The 20,781-nt window shown below is 61.5% G+C and carries 23 protein-coding genes; 10 read left to right on the top strand and 13 right to left on the bottom strand.

The window, feature by feature from the left end:
- Positions 1 to 45: 45 nt before the first annotated feature.
- On the bottom strand, positions 46 to 1,101 hold the full coding sequence (locus tag F8A10_RS08430) for an A/G-specific adenine glycosylase (RefSeq protein WP_152367119.1): 1,056 nt from the start codon (positions 1,099 to 1,101) through the stop codon (positions 46 to 48).
- Between the two features lie 76 nt (positions 1,102 to 1,177).
- Between F8A10_RS08430 and F8A10_RS08425 the strand changes: the two genes are divergently transcribed.
- Both F8A10_RS08425 and F8A10_RS08420 read left to right on the top strand, forming a co-directional pair.
- The gene (locus F8A10_RS08425; RefSeq protein ID WP_227493368.1) at positions 1,178 to 1,720 is read left to right on the top strand and encodes a DUF721 domain-containing protein; all 543 of its coding nucleotides are present in this window, start codon (positions 1,178 to 1,180) and stop codon (positions 1,718 to 1,720) included.
- Positions 1,717 to 2,388: a DsbA family protein gene (locus tag F8A10_RS08420; protein WP_152367118.1), complete on the top strand. Its 672-nt coding sequence runs from the start codon at positions 1,717 to 1,719 to the stop codon at positions 2,386 to 2,388. The genes F8A10_RS08425 and F8A10_RS08420 overlap by 4 nt, the downstream gene beginning before the upstream one ends.
- A 38-nt stretch (positions 2,389 to 2,426) precedes the next feature.
- Here F8A10_RS08420 and lpxK read toward each other — a convergent pair whose 3' ends face one another.
- The 7 genes from lpxK to F8A10_RS08380 all read right to left on the bottom strand — a co-directional run bounded on the left by lpxK (position 2,427) and on the right by F8A10_RS08380 (position 9,575).
- Entirely contained in the window at positions 2,427 to 3,416 is a 990-nt protein-coding gene (gene lpxK / locus F8A10_RS08415; protein WP_152367117.1) for a tetraacyldisaccharide 4'-kinase, read from the bottom strand.
- Complete coding sequence (locus F8A10_RS08410) at positions 3,413 to 4,606, bottom strand: 3-deoxy-D-manno-octulosonic acid transferase (protein WP_227493367.1); 1,194 nt, start codon at positions 4,604 to 4,606, stop codon at positions 3,413 to 3,415. The genes lpxK and F8A10_RS08410 overlap by 4 nt, the downstream gene beginning before the upstream one ends.
- A 56-nt stretch (positions 4,607 to 4,662) precedes the next feature.
- Entirely contained in the window at positions 4,663 to 4,908 is a 246-nt protein-coding gene (locus tag F8A10_RS08405; RefSeq protein ID WP_010399322.1) for a DUF4170 domain-containing protein, read from the bottom strand.
- Positions 4,909 to 5,237: 329 nt separating this feature from the next.
- Positions 5,238 to 5,672, bottom strand: coding sequence for an H-type lectin domain-containing protein (locus F8A10_RS08395; RefSeq protein ID WP_227493366.1), 435 nt, complete (start codon positions 5,670 to 5,672; stop codon positions 5,238 to 5,240).
- Between the two features lie 14 nt (positions 5,673 to 5,686).
- On the bottom strand, positions 5,687 to 5,965 hold the full coding sequence (locus tag F8A10_RS08390) for a hypothetical protein (RefSeq protein WP_083825856.1): 279 nt from the start codon (positions 5,963 to 5,965) through the stop codon (positions 5,687 to 5,689).
- Positions 5,966 to 6,786: 821 nt separating this feature from the next.
- Entirely contained in the window at positions 6,787 to 8,850 is a 2,064-nt protein-coding gene (locus F8A10_RS08385; protein ID WP_152367115.1) for a Hint domain-containing protein, read from the bottom strand.
- Positions 8,851 to 8,954: 104 nt separating this feature from the next.
- Entirely contained in the window at positions 8,955 to 9,575 is a 621-nt protein-coding gene (locus tag F8A10_RS08380; RefSeq protein ID WP_152367114.1) for a hypothetical protein, read from the bottom strand.
- Positions 9,576 to 9,924: 349 nt separating this feature from the next.
- Between F8A10_RS08380 and F8A10_RS21895 the strand changes: the two genes are divergently transcribed.
- A complete protein-coding gene (locus tag F8A10_RS21895; protein ID WP_406611519.1) occupies positions 9,925 to 10,092 on the top strand; it encodes a helix-turn-helix domain-containing protein in 168 nt (55 codons plus the stop codon).
- On the opposite strand, the gene F8A10_RS08375 is transcribed toward F8A10_RS21895, so the two are convergent.
- A protein-coding gene (locus F8A10_RS08375) for an IS5-like element ISPko5 family transposase (RefSeq protein ID WP_152367113.1) occupies positions 10,084 to 10,865 on the bottom strand; the annotation gives its coding sequence in 2 pieces (ribosomal slippage) (positions 10,084 to 10,535 and positions 10,535 to 10,865; 783 coding nt in all). The genes F8A10_RS21895 and F8A10_RS08375 overlap by 9 nt on opposite strands.
- Between F8A10_RS08375 and F8A10_RS08370 the strand changes: the two genes are divergently transcribed.
- The 3 genes from F8A10_RS08370 to F8A10_RS08360 are packed head-to-tail and all read left to right on the top strand — an operon-like array spanning position 10,849 to position 13,687.
- On the top strand, positions 10,849 to 11,958 hold the full coding sequence (locus F8A10_RS08370; RefSeq protein ID WP_227493365.1) for an HsdM family class I SAM-dependent methyltransferase: 1,110 nt from the start codon (positions 10,849 to 10,851) through the stop codon (positions 11,956 to 11,958). The genes F8A10_RS08375 and F8A10_RS08370 overlap by 17 nt on opposite strands.
- Positions 11,958 to 13,109, top strand: coding sequence for a restriction endonuclease subunit S domain-containing protein (locus F8A10_RS08365; RefSeq protein WP_152367111.1), 1,152 nt, complete (start codon positions 11,958 to 11,960; stop codon positions 13,107 to 13,109). Before F8A10_RS08370 ends, F8A10_RS08365 begins: the two co-directional genes overlap by 1 nt.
- Before the next feature lie 2 nt (positions 13,110 to 13,111).
- The gene (locus tag F8A10_RS08360) at positions 13,112 to 13,687 is read left to right on the top strand and encodes a hypothetical protein (RefSeq protein WP_152367110.1); all 576 of its coding nucleotides are present in this window, start codon (positions 13,112 to 13,114) and stop codon (positions 13,685 to 13,687) included.
- Positions 13,688 to 13,710: 23 nt separating this feature from the next.
- On the opposite strand, the gene F8A10_RS08355 is transcribed toward F8A10_RS08360, so the two are convergent.
- Complete coding sequence (locus F8A10_RS08355; RefSeq protein ID WP_152367109.1) at positions 13,711 to 14,619, bottom strand: three-Cys-motif partner protein TcmP; 909 nt, start codon at positions 14,617 to 14,619, stop codon at positions 13,711 to 13,713.
- A gap of 27 nt (positions 14,620 to 14,646) precedes the next feature.
- Positions 14,647 to 15,405, bottom strand: coding sequence for a DUF5131 family protein (locus tag F8A10_RS08350; protein ID WP_152367108.1), 759 nt, complete (start codon positions 15,403 to 15,405; stop codon positions 14,647 to 14,649).
- Between the two features lie 551 nt (positions 15,406 to 15,956).
- Here F8A10_RS08350 and F8A10_RS08345 point away from each other — a divergent pair.
- Genes F8A10_RS08345 through arsH form a run of 4 tightly spaced genes read left to right on the top strand, consistent with a single transcriptional unit; the run spans position 15,957 to position 18,451 of the window.
- Positions 15,957 to 16,280 (top strand): ArsR/SmtB family transcription factor, encoded by a 324-nt coding sequence (locus tag F8A10_RS08345; RefSeq protein WP_010399388.1) that lies wholly within the window; start codon positions 15,957 to 15,959, stop codon positions 16,278 to 16,280.
- Positions 16,277 to 17,296, top strand: a complete 1,020-nt coding sequence (gene arsB / locus F8A10_RS08340; RefSeq protein WP_010399389.1) for an ACR3 family arsenite efflux transporter — start codon at positions 16,277 to 16,279, stop codon at positions 17,294 to 17,296. Before F8A10_RS08345 ends, arsB begins: the two co-directional genes overlap by 4 nt.
- Entirely contained in the window at positions 17,293 to 17,724 is a 432-nt protein-coding gene (gene arsC / locus F8A10_RS08335; protein ID WP_010399390.1) for an arsenate reductase (glutaredoxin), read from the top strand. Before arsB ends, arsC begins: the two co-directional genes overlap by 4 nt.
- 13 nt (positions 17,725 to 17,737) lie before the next feature.
- Positions 17,738 to 18,451 (top strand): arsenical resistance protein ArsH, encoded by a 714-nt coding sequence (gene arsH, locus F8A10_RS08330; protein WP_454557385.1) that lies wholly within the window; start codon positions 17,738 to 17,740, stop codon positions 18,449 to 18,451.
- Between the two features lie 36 nt (positions 18,452 to 18,487).
- Here the strand turns inward: arsH and F8A10_RS08325 are convergent, their stop codons facing one another.
- Positions 18,488 to 19,648, bottom strand: coding sequence for an MFS transporter (locus F8A10_RS08325; protein WP_152367107.1), 1,161 nt, complete (start codon positions 19,646 to 19,648; stop codon positions 18,488 to 18,490).
- Between the two features lie 55 nt (positions 19,649 to 19,703).
- Complete coding sequence (locus F8A10_RS08320) at positions 19,704 to 20,756, bottom strand: permease (protein ID WP_010399393.1); 1,053 nt, start codon at positions 20,754 to 20,756, stop codon at positions 19,704 to 19,706.
- Positions 20,757 to 20,781: the final 25 nt, after the last annotated feature.

Genomic DNA, 20,781 nt, shown 5'->3' with positions numbered 1-20,781 from the left:
ACGACAAAACAGACGGACTTGAACAGCCAGACATCGCAGATGCGATTATGGCGTGTCCGGGCTGGGCTTGCCATGGCGGCGCGATGTCGCGGGTCTGGCCAGCGCCCATGCCTTGCGCATCAAACCGGGCAAAGCATCAGGACTGAAAGTGCCGAGCGGTGTCAGACTGCCTCTTTCCGGCGCGGCGGTCAATTCCGCTGTCATTACGGTCAGATCCAGAGAGAAGTGGGTAAAGACATGGCGGACGATGCCGATTTCCCGCCAGTCCGCTGAGGCGGGTGGTGGCACGTCCGAGCCGTCCCAGCCTGTCGAGGGAAAGGCCAATGTGCCGCCGAGCAAGCCCTTATCGGGCCGGGTTTCGACCAGTACGGCACCTTTGTCAAAACCGATCCAGACCATGCCCTGGCGCAGGGGCCTGGCCTTTTTGGGCATCTTGCGCGGCAATTCGGCGGCAATGCCTTTGGCCCGGGCAGAGCAATGGCTGATAACCGGGCAGATGCCGCAGACCGGGCTGCGTGGCGTGCAGATGGTCGCGCCCAGATCCATCATCGCCTGGGCAAAATCGCCCGGACGCCCGGCCGGGGTCAGGCCGGTGACCAGCGCGACAAGCTCGGGCTTGGCGGCGGGCAGGGGCGTTTCGACCGCAAATAGCCGGGCGGTCACACGCTCGACATTGCCGTCCACCACGGTTTCGGGCTGGTCGAAGGCGATGGCGGCAATGGCAGCCGAGGTATAGGGGCCGATGCCGGGCAGGGCGGCAAGGCCTTCGCGCGTGTCCGGAAACGCGCCCAGTTCCGAAACCTTGCGTGCGCAGGCGATCAGGTTGCGGGCGCGTGCGTAATAGCCAAGCCCCGCCCATTCAGCCATCACCTGCGCGTCCTCGGCGGCGGCAAGGTCGTGAACGGTGGGCCAAAGGCTGGTAAAGCGTTCGAAATAGGATTTGACCGCTGCGACGGTGGTTTGTTGCAGCATCACCTCGGACAGCCAGACGCGATAGGGATCGGCGCGGCCCTGTCCGGGGGGGACCCGCCAGGGCAGGATGCGGGCATGGCGGTCATACCAGGCCAGCAGCTCGGTCGGGATCACTGCCAGGTCACGCAATTTTCAGCCTCGTTTCTCTGGTATCCGGACGCGCCACAGTTCAGACTGCGATGCAGATAAACCATATGGTCGCCCGATGGCACAGAAGAAAGCAGAGCTACCGCCCCGCCGCCGTATGCGTGGCTTCGAGGCCGCCGCCCAGCTGGTCGCGTCGCGGGTAAAGGCTGCGGGTGAAACCCGGGGCTTTGCCGTCGCACGACTGTTGACCCATTGGACCGAAGTGGTCGGCCCAGGGATTGCCGCCCATACCCGCCCGGTCAAGATCAGCCATGGCAAGGGTATTGGCGCGACGCTGACGCTTTTGGTGCCGGGCGCTCAGGCGCCGCTGATCAACATGCAGCTTGGCCAGATCCGCGAGCGTGTGAATGCCTGCTATGGGTTCAACGCCGTCTCGCGCATCGTGCTGACCCAAACGGCGCCGCTAGGCTTTGCCGAGGGGCAGGCGCAGTTTACCCCCGCTCCTCGCCACGCTCCGGCCCCGCCGGACCCGGCCCAACTTGCCCAGGCCGAGGAGATCGCCGCGGGCTTTGACAACCCCGCGCTGTCCGCCGCTGTCAGGCGCATGGCGCTGAACATCCTGTCCCGCTGGGACTCCAACGACCGAAAGGCCACTCCATGATGCTGCACCGCCGCTCTCTGATTGCCGCCGCCACGGCCGCGCTGACCCTTTCCGCGCTGCCTGCTTTGGCGCAAGAGGCGCAACCTGCTGAAAACGCTCAGGCCGCCGAACAGATGCCTGAAGGCAAGGTCCTGCCCGATATCGTCCTGGGTCAGGAGGATGCCCCGGTCACGATCATCGAATATGCCAGCTTTACCTGCAGCCATTGCGCGGCCTTTCACGAAGGTAACTGGCCCAGGCTGAAGGCCGAATATGTCGATACCGGCAAGGTTCGCTTTATCCAGCGCGATGTTTATTTCGATGCGGTCGGGCTGTGGGCGGGGATCCTTGCCCGCTGTGGCGGAGACGACAAATATTATGCCGTCTCGGACCTGATCTTTGACGATCAGAAAAACTGGCTGAATGCCAAGTCGGGCGACGAGATTGCCGCCAACCTGCGCAAGATCGGTGCCAAGGCCGGCATGACCGATGAGCAGATGGATACCTGCTGGAACGACAAGCAAAAGGTGGCCGATCTGGTCACGACCTTCCAGACCAACGCCACCGCCGACAAGGTCGAAGGCACGCCGACCTTCATCATTGCCGGTGAAAAGGTTCAAAACCAGCCTTGGGACGATCTGAAAAAGATCATCGACGCCAAGCTGGCCGAGGCTGAAAACAAGGGCTGAGCCAGCCCAGGGCGGCCCCGGCTGCGGTCGGGGCTGCCCTACAGGCCAAGCGCCTGCAGCCGCTGGGTCAGGGGCGAACTATCGGTCAGTTGCAGCCGCACCGGCAGGGCCAGCACCTTGTGGCGGAACCTGCGTGGCAGTCGCACAGCGTCCTTTTCCGTTGTCACCATCTGCGTCCCCGTCAGCCGGGCCTCGGTTTCGAGCCGGGTCAGAAGCTGGGGGGTAAAGGGCTGGTGATCTTCAAGCGCCTCGGCACGAACCACATCGGCGCCAAGGCTGCGCAGGGTGGCAAAGAATTTTTCGGGGTGGCCGATACCGGCAAAGGCCAGCACCCGCAAATCCTGCCAGTCCATTCCCGTCTGCAAAGGTGCGAGCCATCCGCTGAGGTGCGGCAGGGGCAGCCGCGGTCCCCAGGTTTCGGTAAAGCGGGCCTGTGCGTCGGGATCTCCGATCGACAGCAGCATATCCGCGCGCGCGAGGCCGCGATCGACCGGTTCACGCAAGGGACCGGCAGGCAGGCAAAGCCCGTTGCCAAAGCCCTTGGCCGCGTCGACGACCACTATCGCCAGATCATGGGCAAGAGCCGGGTCCTGAAACCCGTCGTCAAGCAGGATCGCCTGAGCGCCCGCCGCGACCGCCTCCTGCGCTCCGGCCAGCCGGGCATTGGCCACCCAGACCGGCGCGAAGGCTGCCATCAACAGCGGTTCATCCCCGACCTGATCTGCCCTGTGGCGGGCTTCTTCGACGCGCAGCGGCCCTTTTTCGCGACCGCCATACCCGCGCGAAACGATATGCACGGCAACGCCCCGCTCTTGCAAAAGCTGGGCCAGCATGATGGCGGTCGGCGTCTTGCCGGTTCCGCCCGCGTTCAGATTGCCGACGCAGATCACCGGAACGCCGACCTTTGCCCTTGTGCCGCGCGACAGACGGCGTGCGGTGGCGGCGGCATAAAGCGCGCCCAGCGGCGACAGCAGCCGCGCGCCCAGACCGGGGCGGCGGAACCAGAAATCGGGCGCGCGGCGGCTCATTTTGTGGGCTCCATGGCGGTCAGGACGGTCTCGGCGATGCGGTGCAGGGCAGCCGCCCCGCCGGTGCTGACCGACCATGCATTGCCGGCCAGAACCGCCGCCTGATCGGGGGCGGACAGATCTGCAACGGCCCGGGTCAGTCCGGCCGTGTCAGTAACAAGCCGCGCGGCCGATGCCCCGTCCAGCTGGACCCATTCCGGGGCGTGCGCCCCGGTGATCGGGCCATGGATAATGGCCGAGCCAAGTGCAGCAGGCTCGAACGGGTGACGTGGCGAAAGGCCCGGACCGGGCAGCAGCGTTCCCCCCAGAAACGACACCGGCGCAAGCCGATACCACAGCCCCATTTCATAAGGATCGTCCGCGATCAGCACATGATCATCGGGCGAGGGGTCATCGTCATCCGTGCGCAGCACGGCGGCAAGGCCAAGTGCCCCGGCCGCGACATGGATCTCGGGGACGAGCTCTGGCGGCAGGCCGGCGATGATCAGAAGGGCGCGGTGGTTGTGATGCAGCGCAGCCTGATGGGCGGCGAGTGCGGCCGTGGCCTCGGGCAGGGTCGGGCAGGCAGCCAGCCAGACATGGCGGCCGGCAAGGATCTGAGCCAGCGCGCGTCGCTCGGCCTCATTTGCTGAAAGCGGGGGCCGGGTCTCGGTGATCGGACCGGTCAGCTCGATCCGCTCGGGCGCTGCGCCAAGCTGGCGCGCGGCGGCGGCGGCGGTCGGATCGGGGGCGAGGATGTGGCTGATCCGGCCGATCAACCCGCGAATGACCGCCCCACGCCATGAGTGGCGGCGGTTATAGGTGACCAGTCGCGCCTCGCACAGGATCGCAGGCAGGTGCTGTTCAGCCATGGCGGTGATCAGCGCGGCGGGCAGATCGTCGCCAAGAATCAGCAGTGCGCGCGGCTGTAATGTCCGGACCACCTCGCGCGCGGCTGACGGGTCTTGTGGCAGCGGCAGCGTGGCGGTGGCAATCCCACCCGGCAGCGCGTCAAGGGGTAGGCGCGCGCCAGTCAGTACCACCCGCAGTTCCGGCCGGCGCGACTGCAATGCCTCGATCAGGGCAGTAAGGCGGGATGCCTCATCCCCTTGGGCCGAAAGATACACGATCAGCAGCGGCCCGGTCCCGGCAGGGATCGCGACGGGCGCGCCCGGCCCGCCGGAAAGCACGGCGCGCCGGCGCAGGTGCAACCAGAGAGCCAGAGATGCGGGCGCGTCCGAAGGGGGCATCGTGACAGAAAGCGGGCTTAGCTGCCCAGTTCCTCGGTCGGGCTGACCTCGCGTTCCTCATCACGCAGACGATGAAGATGGGCGATGAAATAACGCGTATGGGCGCTGTCCACCGTGCGCTGTGCCTCGGCCTTCCATGCGGCATGAGCTTCGGCATAGTTCGGGAAAATACCGACGATATGAATGTCTTTGGTGTTGCGAAACTCGGTGCGGGTGGGATCGACAAGTTCGCCACCGAATACAAGGTGAAGGCGCTGTGCCATCATATGCTCCTGGGTTCGGATTCCGGCGCGACCCTATCCGAGCCGCCGGGCGGGGCCAAGAAGATTTGCTTAAAATCAGCGATGCTTGGGATTTGCCGAGAATCAAGCCTGAGGCTAGTTCATGTTGCCAACTGGCGGATCCATAGCCTGATGGATGCTATGCCGACGCCGCCGGGGAATCTGGCTGCGGTTTTGTCATAGCGGGTTGCCAGCCGAGGGCTGTTCTTGAGATCAGGAAAATTTGGCCGGCAGTTGTTCAGTTTCATCGAGAGCAAGGGGGCATCAGGTCAAGGGTAATAAGCCCGCAGCATGGGAAACAAGACGCAAAGTCAGTCCTGTTTCCGCCGGGTCTTCTGCCTTCCTGCTGACGAACCGATGGCTTGCCAGCTTACGCAAGCCCTGGCGATATGCGTATCCCCCCATGTCACAAACTCGATGACAAAGCCGAAGGGCGTCACATCAACCGTATCCAATCGGAATCGCAGGTTCTGATCATGTGCGGCATCAAGGCCATTTAACCCTACGTTGACGCAGGGTGTGTCCGAAAATGGCACTGTAAAGGTTGCTCTGACCCGCACGATGCGGTCGCCGCTGCCTGCCCACATGGGCAGGCTGGCGTCCACATGATTAAACAGCTCGCCCGAGGCGGTGATTAACTGCAGGCTGTCGATCCAGACCAGGTTTTGGGAAAAAGAAACAGAGGATTCGTCTGACATTTGATTGGAAACAGAAACTACTGAGCCAGATTGCCCAAAACCTGACATCTCGACATCCTTACTCAAAGGGCTGCGGCTTGCTCTGAAGCAGCTGCGGGTTTTTCTGATCCATCCCTTTGACGCAGACCTTCATTAACGCAGATCTGATCTGCAGTCTCGACACTCATATTGTCCGGGCGTGTGATGGCGCGATCCCAGCGAACAATGTTTTTGGTGTAAAGCTGACAGACTACCGGGCCAGCAGCAGTCTGTACTGTCACCGGTTGGCTTTCATAATCTTTAGGGTCGATAGAGCAGGCGGTGAGCAACAGAAGTGCCGAGATGGGAAGAAGAATTTTCATGTTTGATTTCCTTTCCTTGCTTATTTCAACGAGGTGAAGAGGGTTGTCGTGATTTTTTGGGTATTTCCGTCCTGAATGGCAGCAGATTTATCAAGAGATATCAAAGTATTATGCTGCGGATATTCTGAACGAACTTAATGATGGAATCAGAGGTATTCAAAGGTTAATGATCTGACGTCATGTAGCTCTTGATGAGGTTTCCGCAGCCAGAAGCACTGAAATGCCAGAAGAAACTTTCCAAAATCATAAATGGCAGAAGTTATTCGTATGAGCGAGATCAGAGCTTAATTTCGCTCACAGGATTAGCTGAGAATGTTAAGGTCAGATTTTGCGTCAAGCGCCAATAGGGTGATAATTGATGCAAGGCTTTTAAGAATGTTTCGGGCTTCTCCTTCAGAAACCATTTCTGAGGTTGCAGAGATGATCTGAGAAACGTCCTTTAGGGCCTCTTGCCGGCCGTCTGCATGCCCTGAATCATACCAGAGGCGGTGACGGTCGGAGTGCATATAAATGGCGACAAGTTCACTCCATTCTGAATTCGATACCAGAGTGTGACTCCATTTATCCATTGGCTGTCTCCAAAGTATGGGAACCAAGTTACTCGTTAACCCACAAGCTTAGGGTGAACTATTCAGGCTTATGAATGATTGCTCACCGATTTTGTGGTCTTGGTTCTAAATGGCGGAAAATTTTTTTGAACCTCCTGCCGGGATGCCATCAATGCTGGGGTGGCGGCCCGTATGCTGCAAAGGGGGTGGCATGATCTTCAACAGGATCAATGATGCTTTTAGCCCTTTGCTGATTTACGGGCCTGCCTCTTTTCACCGGACGAGCGGACGCCGGTTTTGCAAATGGCGGACGGCGAGTTTACGCGCTCTGCGACCCGAGGGCAGGGGACGCGCGGGTTCGGGTTCGAACCCTTCCTCGAGCAGCTGGGGGAACAGGGTAAAGATTTCTTCCCGTGCCGCCTCGCCGACCGAAAGAAGTGCTTGCGGGCCGGTGTAAAGCGACTCTGTCAGAGCGCCGTTCGAGTTCACGACCTCATGCCGGTCAAAGAGCATGTGGAAGTATTCGACCTCTTCCAGATCGGTGGCGATATCGATGCCGTCAAGCTGCAACAGCTGCTTGGCGGCGACGAGAACCTCAAGCGCACCGAACATGCTTAATGCGATACGCGAGCGCACGAGTATGCGGTGCTGAGGCGATACCAGCAGATCCGAAGACGGTGTTCCCTGACCCAGCGCCCCGGCCCGGATGCGGATCGGGCGCAGCTTCGGATTACTTTCAAGCGCCAGGGCATCAAGCCTGACCGACCCAATCCAGCGGATCGGCTGCAAGCCATTGTCGGCGGTCTTGATCAGATCATCTGCCTGTAAGTCCTCAATGGGCCGGTTGCCTCGATCAGTTGAGATCAGCGTGCCACGGCTAAAGCAGACGACATTGGTATTGTCGAATGTCAGGTCCTCGGCCGCAACGGGGCTGCCTCCGTTTTCCAGCGTCAGGTTGAGGTTGGGCAGGCCATTCTGGCCGTCCAGCATATTAAGCACGCCATCATCGGCCTGATCCGCCCGCATCCATTGCAGCGGGTTCTTATAGTCGGTACCGTGCGCGGTGTTATAGGCGTCAAGGTTTTCCTGATTGTAATAGGCGCTCAGATCGACAAGGTCGTTGTTGGTCTGATCGCCGTCGTTGATATTCTGACCTGTGCCCGTATTGAAATCTGTGATCAATACGGATTCATGGGCCACATCAACGACATGGAAGGTGTCGAAACCCTCGCCACCGGTCAGCGTATCATTCCCGGAATGCGAGATAAGGGTATCATTCCCTTCTCCGCCATCCAGAAAGTCGTTGCCGCCTTCGCCAGAAAGTACATCGTTCCCTGCTTCCCCGTAAAGGGTGTCGTTGCCGTTATCGGCTCCTCCGAGCAGGGCATCGTCGCCATCCCCGCCATGAACCAGGTCGTTTCCGTCTCCGCCAGAGAGGGTGTCGGCCCCGCCGCCGCCATAAATGGTATCGTTGCCCGCGCCGCCATCAATATGGTCAGCAGCGCCGTCATCGCTTCCGTTGATCGTATCGCCATAGGCATAGATCAGATCGTCGCCATCCCCGCCATTGACACTATCCGCGCCATCACCGGCATAAACAGTGTCATTGCCGGCACCGGCGAGAATCGAGTCATTGCCTCCGAAACCCTGAATGACATCGTCATTGGAGCCGGGCACGCCGCCTGCCTCACCGGTGTTGTCATTGGCGTCGACCATGTCTCCTTCGGGGTCGCCGGTATAGGCCGTATCGATAAGATCATTGCCCGCGGTGCCTTCGACGATACCGTCCGGGCCTTGTTCGAAGGTGTCGGCGGTGATGCCGTCATCGGCGTCCGGCGAGCCAGTGCCGTCAGCGCCTGGTGCGATCCGGGTCGCTTCCTCGATCGACAGTCCAGTCGAGGTGTAGCCGATGATCTGCCAGCCTTGGGGAGCGGGGAGCTCGGCCCAGATCGCGTACATCTTGAAATCTGCCGCGTTCAGTGCCGAATGGTTTGCGTTGGACGCCGTGCCCCAGTTTTCCTCGGCCTTGTAGCCGATCAGGATCTTGACATCGTTATAAGTAGTACCGCCATAGACCACATCGGCGGTTTGTACCTGATCGAGGCTGATCTGTTGCCCCGAAGAGTTCTCGTACCTCTGCAGCCCGTTGGAGCCTGGCCGGTAATTACCCCCGGTCGCCATGTCGTCCAATGTCTGGGTCGGGGAATCGAAGATGATCTTTGTGGTATCGAGGGCTGAGTTATAGCTTTCAGCCAGGCTGAAATTGCTGTCTGGCTGAGCCGTCGTTGGCCCTACCGCAATGTTTTGTGCAGACGTCAACGTAAGGGTATACGGCATCGAGGGTAAATCCTCCCCAATAAAATCTCGCTGCGGAGCAACTGTCTACAAGGCCCGGTCGCAGAACGACCGGGCAAGTTACTTAAATCAATATTTTCTGTATTTTATGCGGTGATCAGGTCGTCGACCCAGTCGTTGATCGTATCGAACAGCGTATCACCGATGAAGGTTTCCAGATCTGCGGCGACATCGTATGCCGCGATGTCCACCGTATTGGTGGTGTTGATGATCAGATCAGCCAGTTCTGCAATGAAGCCTTCACCGTTATTCGAGGCGATCTCGGAGTTGGTCGTAACCACATCTGCAACGAATTCGAAAAAGTCGTTGTTGATCAGGTTGTCGGCCAGCACTTCGGCCTGCCCCAGGAATTCCGAGACCTCGTCGGCAATAGCCCGGACATCCAGAGAAACGATGGCCTCAATGCCACCTTGCGACCAGGTGATGGCATCTTTGGCGCCATCGACGGTGGTCTGGGCCACATCCGTGACGAAATCAACGCCTTCGTCAACATAGGTGGCTGCGGCGTCCACGACGCTCGAAACGCCTTGAAGGCCCAGCGGATCAAGCACGGCATGCGTGACGTCGGACACGACGTCGGTCGCGGCATCAACAGTGGTGTCGATTACGGCTTCAGCGACATCGACGATAGGCTTGGTAACATTTTCAACCACAGAGATAATCGGCGTGGTCACAGTATTCCAAAGGTTTCCGAAAAGTTTGAACATTTATACGCCCTATATATACGCGCGGCTAGTAACAGGCAAGCCGGATAATTTATTCGGCATGCTAATGTCAAGCTTGATCAACTGGTCAGAAAGTATGTTTTCACGAGGCTATTGTTCCCGTATGGAAAAGTCGGGATTGAAGAAGGCGGAATGTCGTGGGGCATCATACCGCATTAATGGAGTAAACGCATATTTACTCAACGATAGATTGAATTAACTACATGAGATGAAGATTTGGCTGGAATTCGCTGTGATATGCTTGATATGATTAAATAATCGTCCTTAGAATGCTGTGTTGCGCAACGCAAAAGAAGTTGCGCAACATTAATAAAGGAACAAGCGCAACAGCATGAAGTACTCATTGTCAGAAGCTGCCAGAGCGACAGGAAAGAACAAGACAACAATTCAAAGAGCAATAAAAAGCGGCAAGATTTCTGCGCAAAAGCGGGGTGATGGTTCCTATGAGATTGACCCTGCTGATTTGCACGCTGTGTTCCTTCCCATTAGGTCATGTTGACAAATGGCGAAGCCAGAGCCTGATGCAGGCGATGTCGATGAAGCCGAGGAAACTGTCTGCGGTTTTGTCGTAGCGTGTTGCCAGGCGGCGACTGTTCTTGAGCTTGTTGAAACAACGCTCGACCATGTTGCGCAAGGTGTAGATGGTCATGTCGACGACCTTGCGCACCTTGCGGTTCTTTCGCATGGGGATCATGGGCAGCGCGTTACGGCTCTCGATGTCTTCTCTAATTTTATCAGAGTCATAGCCCCTGTCGGCGACCAACACGGCGGGCTGCGGAAGGTTGTCGGCCATCACCAGATCATAGCCCGTGTAGTCTGAATCCTGCCCGGGCGTGATCTCGGTCCTTATCGGGAGGCCAGCGCCGTTGACGCGGAGATGGATCTTGGTCGAGAACCCACCTCTTGAACGGCCAAGAGCCTCTTTCGGAGTCCCCCTTTTGCGCCGGCCGCATGGTGGTGGGCCCTGATCACAGTGCTGTCGATCATCTGGAGCTTGTCGGGCGCGAGCTTCGCGTGGTTCAAGGCATCCAGGATGTCCTCCCACAGCCCGGCGAGCGTCCAGCGCCGGAACTGCCGGTAGACAGATGACCACTTGCCAAACTCCTCTGGCAGGTCCCGCCAGGGCGCACCGGTCCGCGCGACCCAGAAAATGCCATCCAGAACAAGTCGATGGTCCGCAGGCTTGCGCCCGTTCGGATGCCGGACGGCTCGGATGAAGCCCTCAAAGAATGCCCATTCGTCGTCGGACATCAGATTGCGTGCCAAGGTCACCTCCCACGTAGAGATGATCTTGAATCACAGCCAGACGCGCAGGGGAATCCTTTTTGTCAACACAACCTACGAGACGCTGCTGCGCGAGATGCGTGACGCGGCGGGGGACTCAGGCGAGTTCTACACGCCCCGGCCGGTCGTGCGGTTCATGGTCGAGGTGACCGATCCAAAACTGGGCGAGACCATCCTCGATCCGGCATGCGGCACCGGCGGATTTCTGACAGAGGCCTTTCAGCATCTCGAGCGCCAGGCAGACACGGTCGAGAAGCGGCGCGTCCTGCAGGAAGACAGCTTCTTCGGTGGCGAGGCCAAGTCGCTGCCGTTCCTGCTGTCCCAGCTCAACCTCCTGCTGCACGGCTTGCACGCCCCGCGCATCGACCCCGGCAACGCCCTTCGCTTCCGCCTGGCCGAAATCGGCGAGGATCAGCGGGTCAATGTCATCCTGACCAATCCGCCATTCGGCGGCGAGGAGGAGGCAGGCATCCTCAACAACTTCCCCGAGGACAGGCGCACGGCCGAGACGGCACTGCTGTTCCTGCAACTGATCATGCGGCGGTTGAAGCGCGCCGGACGCGGGCGGGCCGCGGTTGTCGTTCCGCACGGCACGCTGTTCGGCGATGGCATTTCGGCGCGGATCAAGGTGGACCTGCTCGAGAAGTTCAATCTGCACACGGTGGTCCGGCTGCGTGAAGGGGTGTTCGCACCCTATACGGACATCCCGGCGAACCTGATCTTCTTCGACACGACCGGACCGACGAAGGACATCTGGTACTACGAGATGCCGCTGCCTGAGGGCCGCAAGAAGTACTCGAAAACTGCGCCCATGGCCTATGAGGAGTTTGCGGACTGCCTCGCCTGGTGGAAGAAGCGTGAGCCGAACGAGCGCGCCTGGAAGGTCTCTGCCGGTGACCTGATCCAGCGCGACGATCAGGATCGTGTTGTCGCCTGCAACCTGGACATCAAGAACCCCCATTCCGGCGAGGTCGTCGATCACCGTGCGCCGGCCGAGATCGTGGACGCGATCATCGCACAGGAACAGCGGATCATCGGCATAATGGACGAGATCAAGGCCGTGCTGGCGGAGCGCGTGTGATGTGGGGATCGATTGCCATCTCCGACTTCCTCACCAAGTCCGAAAGCTGGGTAACTGTCGAACCTGACGGTCAGTACAAGCAGATCACGGCGCGACTCTGGGGAAAGGGCCTGACGCTTCGCGGTGAAGTTCCGGGCAGCGCAATAGCCGCTGCGCGACAGTACTGTGCCAAGGCCGGCCAATTTCTGCTCTCGCGGATCGATGCTCGCCACGGCGCCTACGGGATCGTTCCCGAGGAATTGGACGGCGCCTTGGTCAGCAACGATTTCCCTTGCTTCGACATCGACGCCTCAAAAGTACTGCCGCACTACTTCGAGTGGTACTCACGCACTCCCGAGTTCATCGACCTGTGCCGTCGGGCAAGCGAAGGATCAACGAACCGGGTGCGCATGAAGGAAGACAAGTTCCTGAGAATGATGGTCCCACTTCCGTCCCTCGACGAACAGCGTCGCATCGTCGAAAAGCTCGACCGGGTCGCGGCGCTGGTGGACGCACGCCGCAATGCCATCGAGGCGGCCGGGCGGGAAACGCAGGCACTGCTGCTGAAAGCCTTCCAGCGCGCGATCGACGGCGCCCCCCTGCGCCCCATGGCCGAGGTCGCGCCGCTGGTGCGCCGAGAGGTCGAGATCGAAGCCACCCGGGAATACACGGAGATAGGCGTCCGCAGTTTCTACAACGGAATATTCCACCGCCGGACGATGCCTGGTTCTGAGTTCAGCTGGCAGAGCCTGTTCTGGGTGAAAGAGGGCGATCTGGTATTCAGCAACCTCATGGCTTGGGAAAAAGCTATCGCCGTTGCGGAAGCGCATGACGAGGGCACAGTCGGAAACCACCGCATGTTGACTTGCGAGGTCAATCCGAAGTTGGCGACGCCGGGCTTCCTGATGGCCTATTTCAGAACGTACGAGGGCTTCTCGAGCATCGTTGGGCACTCGCCCGGCACGATTGCCCGCAACAAGACGCTGTCATCCAAAAAGCTTCCGACGATCCTCGTGCCGACGCCGCCGGTGGAGACCCAGAAGTGGTTCGACCGCCTGCGGGCAAAAACGCAGGAAGCCCACGCCATCCGCGCCAACACCGCGCAGGATGTGGAGTCCCTGATTCCGGCCATGCTGCACGAGATCTTCAACGGTGGGGCGAAGGCCGCGTGACTGTGAGCCGGGACGGTCAGCCCGATCTGCTATCGGACCTTTCGGATCTGGACTTCGTCCGTCATCTGCTGGGCGACCTTCATGACGACCTGCCAGGGAAGGTCGGCCGTTTCCGGATGCTGACCGATCTGGGCGGCCAGATGGGGCGATCCGGGACGATGATTTTCGGTGGCCATGCTGCCTATCACGCTTGGCTCGAAGCGCGCTCGTCGTTCGTGCACGGCAATTATGTGGCGACGATCCTGCTGTGTCAGGGACTCGTGGAGCATCTGCTGGCGGCTTATCTTCACGCCGGGCTTCTGGTCGATGACATTCCGGATCGTATCCAGTTCGCCGACACCCTCCGCCGCTGCCGAGAGCGCGAGGTAATCTCTGATGAAGACGTCACAGACCTCCGCCGCATGATGGCGCTGCGAAATCCGCTGTCGCATTTCCGGCATGTCGATGACGGCAGCAATCTTGATCGTCGCTGCATCGATGAGAGCAAATCGGCGGACGACCTGCTGCGCCACGACGCGATCTTTTCGATCGGTCTCGCCGTTCGGATGCTCTCAAGGCCTGCCTTCCGGCTGGGATAGAGGCCGCCGGTGACGAAACGCTATCATCGAGCCGACCGCTTCTTGGGTGGGGTGATCTTGTCACCCTTTGCAAGGATGTAGTCAGCGATCTTATGGCCGAGAGGATGCGGCCCCGCCCAAAGCATGTAATAGATCGGCACACCTCGCGTATTCCTAACGACACTCGGTGTGGCGGCGTGACCGAACAAGGTTTTCAAGCGGCTAACGTAATGTTCGAGAAGCCGCTTGGCGGCATCGTCAACCTTGTGGCGGGTCGTGTCTCCGAACAGGTCGGTCCGCTCAGCATAGACAAGGGTTTCCCAATCTGTACCGCCAAAGCAGCCGTTCAGCCCGGCGCGCCAGGTATCCGGGATGTCACCCGAACGGGTGATCAACCGGTTGATCGCCATTCCCAGCGGGAAGTTGATGATCACCTCAAACTTCTTTGTCGCGCCAAGGGCCGCAACTGTTCGCCAGTCAAGGTGAGGGCCGTATGGATCAAGGAAGGCGACGCCCTTTGTATTCCGCCCCGAGATCCGCGGAACCAGCTCCTGGATCAATTCGTTTGCGTCCCCGACTTGGACGTTGATCTTCCGATCCGGATATTCGGCCCTAAGGCCTTCCAGTAGGGCAGCGCGTCCGGCGTCCGCGTCAAAGAAATGGTACTGGGTAAAGGGATGCTCAAGCGCCAGGGCTCTGTGAGGGGAGCCTTCGATGAACTGCGCTTCCGACCGAACGAAGTCTTCGTCGAGAAGCTGGAGATCTTCGTCATCAGCGCCATCCCAAGCGTCGCGAATCCTTGATCGCCCCGCGCCAGCAAATGCGTCGATGTACACAAGTTCGAAGGGCTGCTTCTTGAGGGCGATGGTATAGGCGTGGAGATATGCTTCGAGACCGTCAAGCTTTTGCCTAGCCCAAGGCCCTACCGTGTTTTCAATGTGCGATTTCTTCAATGATTGTGGTGCTCCGTGCTAAAACGTTCATGCGGAAATCTGATCGAGAATGGGCTTCGGCACGATTTGCCAGGGAAAGCCATTCCACTCTTCGCCGTCGAGCAGGCGGCCACCGGATTTCGGTCTTGCGCCACCCCATTGCTTGAAAAAGAACGCTACGCCGTCACGGTCGCAAATGTCCCGGAGTTGACGAGCCCAGCCTTCCTCCATCGGTCGAGCGCGAGGCCCGCTCTCTCCTCCGACGATAGCCCATGCGACACCTTGAAGGTCCACGTCCCCGATTGGGCCGAGAAGCGGTTCGAACGAAATGAAGCGTGCGTCGGAATTGATCTGCTTCAAGTGTACGATCCTGCTGGTATGCGCGGCATCCTCAACCGAGACACCGAGCCAGATGTGGCGGGGAACCGGCCCGCCCTGATAGCGATTGCGGACATAGTTGCGCATGAGGGAGCTGCGCTTGGTCAGGACTTGGTAGACATGCCAGTCAGCCTGCTCCATGGCATCGAACACCTTGTCGACGAAGGACCGATCGATGTCCTTGTGGAACAGGTCGCTCATTGAGTTCACGAAGATCATCCGCGGCTTCTTCCAGAGCGCGGGCTGTTTCAGCCTCGTCGGCCAGAGTGTCAGGTCAAATCCTTGCTCATAAGGGTGGCTCGGAATACCCCGCCAGCGCTCTGCAAAGCGCTCGGCATAGCAGTTGTCACATCCCGGGCCGACCTTGGTGCAGCCGGTCACTGGGTTCCATGTCGCGTCCGTCCATTCGATCTCTGATTTCTGGGCCAACTGCTCGCCTCGCTTTTTGCTGATGGTAGCACGCACTTGACTCGGCACAAAGCAGGAACGCGCGCTTGGCTTCGATCGCTAGTGGGATGCGGCGCGCTTGCGCCGCCGACTAATCCGTTCGATCTCCGTTCCTTCCGCCAGTCGGATGGACTTTCCAGAATGAACGCTTTCCTAGATGCAAAAACCCACATGAAAGCAGAGACTTGAGGCTATTTACCGGATCGGGCGCGGTTAACAGGTCCGGAGAATATCGGCCCGGAGAGAACGCTTTCGTCCCTCCTGGCACCGGGGCCGGTTAACAGCCCCTCCCACATAACCCTCGAAAACAACGGAAAAATCCGGCCGCAGCCGGATCGGGAGAACGCTTTCGCGAGGGCAAGTGGCGGAGGGGATGGGCCTGACGTCCAACCTTCTCCACCTTAACTGATTGATTTAAAACGATCACGAGAGTTCGCTTCGCCCGTTTGGGCACGATGGTTGCTCTGCAGCGAACACCATTGTGTGCACCACATTTATCGTCTATCGACGATTGGCGACCATGGGGATTGCTCATGCAGGATTCTGACACCGAGATCGCTGACCGGGCCAAGGCGCTTGCGCATCCGGCACGGCTGCGCATCCTCCGGCTGCTGCTGGCCACGCCCGGCTGCATCGGCGGCGACATCGTGGAGGCTGTCGGCCTCGCACAATCCACGGTGTCCGAGCATCTGCGCATCCTGAAGGCCGCCGGGGTCATCACCGGCGAGATATCTGGCCCGCGTACTTGCTACGCGTTGAACCCCGCCGCGCTCGAGCCGCTGGCAGAATTCATCGGCACGCTGACCGCGCCGTCCGCCGCGGTCTGCTGCATGCCCGACGAGAAGGAACTTTCATGAGCCTGTTTGAACGCTGGCTGACCCTCTGGGTCACCCTCTGCATCCTGGCCGGGCTCGTCCTCGGCAGCCTCGTGCCGGGTCTCTTCGGCGCGCTGGCCGCGCTGGAGGTCGCCTCGGTCAACCTCGTCGTCGCCGTCCTGATCTGGGCGATGGTCTATCCGATGATGATCGCGGTGGATCTCGGATCGCTCAAGGCGGTGGGGCAACGCCCGAAGGGTCTCGTCATCACGCTGGCGATCAACTGGTTGATCAAGCCCTTCACGATGGCGGCGCTTGCGGTCCTGTTCTTCAACCATGTCTTTGCCGGGCTGATCGATCCTGAGCGCGCACCGGAATACATCGCGGGCCTGATCCTGCTCGGCGCCGCGCCCTGCACCGCGATGGTTTTCGTCTGGTCGCAGCTGACGAAGGGCGATCCCAACTACACGCTGGTCCAGGTCTCCGTGAACGACCTGATCATGGTGGTCGCCTTCGCCCCCATCGTGGCCTTCCTTCTGGGCGTGACCGACATCAGCGTCCCGTGGGAGACGCTGATCCTGTCGGTCGTACTCTACATCGTCATTCCCCTGATTGCGGGTCTCCTGACGCGCCGGGCGCTGATCGCGAAAGGCGGCGAGGCCGCGGTGACGGCGTTCACGGCACGGATCAAACCGGCCTCGGTCGTGGGTCTCCTGATCACCGTCGTGCTGCTTTTCGGGTTTCAGGGGCCGGTGATCCTCGCGCAACCGCTGCTGATCGCGCTGATCGCGGTCCCGATCACCATCCAGTCCTACGGCATCTTCGCGCTCGGGTATGGATGGGCATATCTTTGGGCCGTGCCACACCGGGTCGCCGCGCCCTGCGCGCTGATCGGCACGTCGAACTTCTTCGAACTCGCGGTCGCCGTGGCGATCGGGCTGTTCGGGCTGAACTCCGGGGCGGCTCTGGCCACAGTGGTGGGCGTGCTGGTCGAGGTGCCGGTTATGCTCAGCCTCGTCGCCTTCGCCAACCGGACACGCGAGAGGTTCCCCGCGTGAGCACATTCCCGGTCGTCATCCACCACAATCCCGACTGCGGCACCTCCCGCAACGTGCTCGGGTTCATCCAGGCGGCCGGGTACGAGCCGACCGTCATCGAGTACCTGAAGGAGGGCTGGACGCGCCCGCAGCTTCTGGCGCTGTTCGCAGCCGCCGGGATCACCGCGCGCGAGGCGCTGCGCATTGCCCGCTCACCTGCCGAGGAGATGGGGCTCACCGCGCCGGACGTCTCGGACGAGGCATTGCTGGACGCCATGACGCGCCACCCGATCCTCGTGAACCGCCCGATCGTCTGCACGCCGAAGGGCGTCAGGCTTTGCCGCCCGTCCGAGACTGTCTTCGACCTGCTCGACAAGCTCCCTCCGGGTCCTTTCGCCAAGGAGGACGGCCAATTGATCATAGACGCCGAGGGAAACCGGATTGTCTGACACCCTGACCGATCTGACCACACCACAGCTCGACGAGACGAATTTCGCCGCAATCGACCACGACCGGCTGCTGTCCCCTGCCATCAGCACGCATCCGCCCCGCATCCTGATCCTCTACGGCTCGCTCCGGGCGCGCTCGTTCAGCCGACTGTCGGCCGAGGAGGCCGGGCGCATTCTCACTGCATTCGGGGCGGAGGTCCGGTTCTTCAACCCCTCAGGCCTGCCGCTGGTCGATGACGGCGTGGATGCCAGCCACCCGAAGGTGCGCGAGCTGCGCGATCTGGTAGCCTGGTGCGAAGGCATGGTCTGGTCCTCGCCGGAGCGGCACGGCGCCATGACCGGCCTGATGAAGACGCAGATCGACTGGATTCCCCTGTCCGAGGGCGCCGTGCGACCGACGCAGGGCAAGACGCTGGCGGTGATGCAGGTGTCGGGCGGCTCGCAGAGCTTCAACGCGGTCAACCAGATGCGGGTTCTCGGGCGCTGGATGCGGATGCTGACCATCCCCAACCAGTCCTCCATCCCCAAGGCGTTCCAGGAGTTCGACGAGACGGGACGGATGCGCCCGTCGCCGCTCTACGACCGGATCGTGGATGTTATGGAGGAACTGGTGAAGTTCACGCTGCTCACGCGCGAACGGAAGGCGTATCTCGTGGACCGCTACTCGGAGCGCAAGGAAACAGCGGCCGCGCTCATAAAGCGGGTGAACCTCTCCGCCGCAACCTGAGCGCGCGGCGGGTTCGCGAGGCCCGTCCGCGCCGCCTCATGTCCGCCTGAGTGCTAGCAGAGCGATGAACGAGGCGATGCCGATCGCTGCTGTCAGCCAGATCGCCGAGAGGCCCCAAGCCGTCAGCGCGGCGCCGAAGATGAGGGGCGCCGCAGCCTGAAGGATTCGGGCAGGAGCATTGAGCCAGCCGATCCGCCGCCCGTATCCCGCCGGTCCGAAGAGCGCGAGGGGCAGTGTGCCCTTCGCGATTGTCAGGATGCCGTTCCCCGCCCCGTGCAGAAGGGCGAAGGCATAGGCGGCGGGCCCCCCGAAACTCACCAACGCCACGGCGGCCACGGGATGCGCCGCAGCAGCAAAGCGTGTCGAGACAAGCGGATGGAACCGGCGCAGCAGGCCGAACTCCAGCACCCGTGCCGCGACCTGCGCCGGGCCGATGAGCGCGCCCGCCGCGATGGCAACCGCAGTGCTTGCCCCGGCGGCTTGCAAAAGGCCGGGCAGGTGCGCGGCCATGGCGGTCGAGTTGAACCAGGTCGCGGCGAAGACGAAGGCTAGCAGCCAGAGCGCAAGGCGGGACGGCGGCGGCCCCTCTTCGATCGGCGTCGCCTCTGCGGCTACCGTCCTGGTTCCCTTCGGCAGCCACGCGTTCAGCGGCAATGCCACGACCAGGTGGATCAGTGCCCATCCAAGGCAGGCTTCCCGCCAGCCCCACGTCGCGAGCATCACCCCAGAAAGTGGCCAGCCGACGGTGCTCGCAAACCCGGCGATGAGGGTGATCCCGGTGATCGGCCCGCGCGCGTCCTTGCCGTAGATCCCTGCCAGCGTCGCGAACCCCGCCTCGTAAAGCCCGATCCCCATACCGAGCCCGATGACAGCCCAGCCCGCGAAGAGGACGAGGAGCGAGGGAGCCACGGCGAGCAGCCCGAGGCCCGCCGCGAAGACCAGGTTCGACAGCATCAGGACGCCGCGCCCGCCAAAGCCGTCGATCCGCGCCCCGGCCCAGGGTCCGACCATGGCCGAAACCACCATGGCCATGGAGAACGCGCCGAACACCCAGACCGGCGAAAGGCCGAGGTCTTCGGCCATGGGTACGGCCAGAACGGCCGGGATGTAGTAGCTGGAGGCCCAGCTGACGGTGAGGGAAGAGCCGAGCGCGGCGACGACAGGTGCGCGCCGCGCCGGTGACAGTCTTGGGATCATGATGGGGCTTCGATCAGGAAGGGAGCGGCGAGGCAATGCGCCCCGCCGCTGGCGTTCATGCCACCTGCGTCCAGAGCTGGAACAGCAGCCCCGATGCGAAGGCGCCAATCAGGGACAGGCCGATATACACCGCAAAGACCTGTGGCCGCGCCAGCGCCCAGACCGCCATGGCCGCCGGGATCGAGGTGACGCCACCCGCGACGAGAAAGGCCATTCCCGCCCCCGGCGCCATGCCCTGCTCGATCAGCCCGCTGACGAGCGGCAGTGCAGCGTATCCGTTCAGATAGGCCGGCACGCCCACCAGCGTCGCGGTCACGATCGGCAACAACCCCTCGCCTCCGAGCGCGGCGGTGACGGTTTCCGCCGGGATCCACGCAAGCATCAGGCTCTCGAGGATGAATGCCAGCGTCAGCCACTTGGCGAGGAACAGCGTCGTGGTCAGCGCCGTCTTGCCGAACTTCGCCCGGCGGTCCGCATCGGTCCAGAACTGCCAGACCACGGGCTTGGGCGCGCGGATCTTCGCGCCGCCGCAGCCGCCGTTCCCGATCCCGTCGCGCAGCGGGTCGGCGAAGGCGCCGCCCTTCATCATCAGGTGTACCACCGTCCCGCCGAACACGCCCAGCCCGATGGCGGCGAGCGTCTTGGCCACCGCGAACTCGAGGTCGAGCACGCCCGCCGTCAACGCGAACATCGACGGGTCCATGATCGGCGAGGCCAGCCAGAAGGCCATCACCGCCGAGAGCGGCACGCCCATCGCCAGCAGCGCCGCGATCAGCGGGATCACCCCACAGGAGCAGAAGGGCGAGACGCCCCCCGCCAGCGCGCCCAGCCCGATCATCAGGATCGGCGCGCCGGTGAAGGCCTTGGCGATCAGGTTGTCGGCCCCCGTCGCATTGGCCCACGCGGCGATGGCGATCGATAGGATCAGGAACGGCGCCGTGTTCAAGAGCGCGGTGCCCGCGAAGAGCGCAGAATCGGCGGCCTGGGGCGTGTCGAACACCGCCAGCGCGCCAAGGATCAGCGCCGAGGCGAGCCAGACCCGCTGGTCCTGCCACAGGTGGCGCAGAGCGGACCGGAGGCCGGGTGTCGGGAGGGTCGTGTCAGTCATCACCAAATCTCCGGAATTGCAGTTG

The organism is Paracoccus kondratievae, assembly GCF_009301415.1.
In the GTDB taxonomy this organism is placed as follows: Bacteria; Pseudomonadota; Alphaproteobacteria; order Rhodobacterales; family Rhodobacteraceae; genus Paracoccus; species Paracoccus kondratievae.
This window is presented reverse-complemented; position numbering and strand designations above follow the sequence as displayed.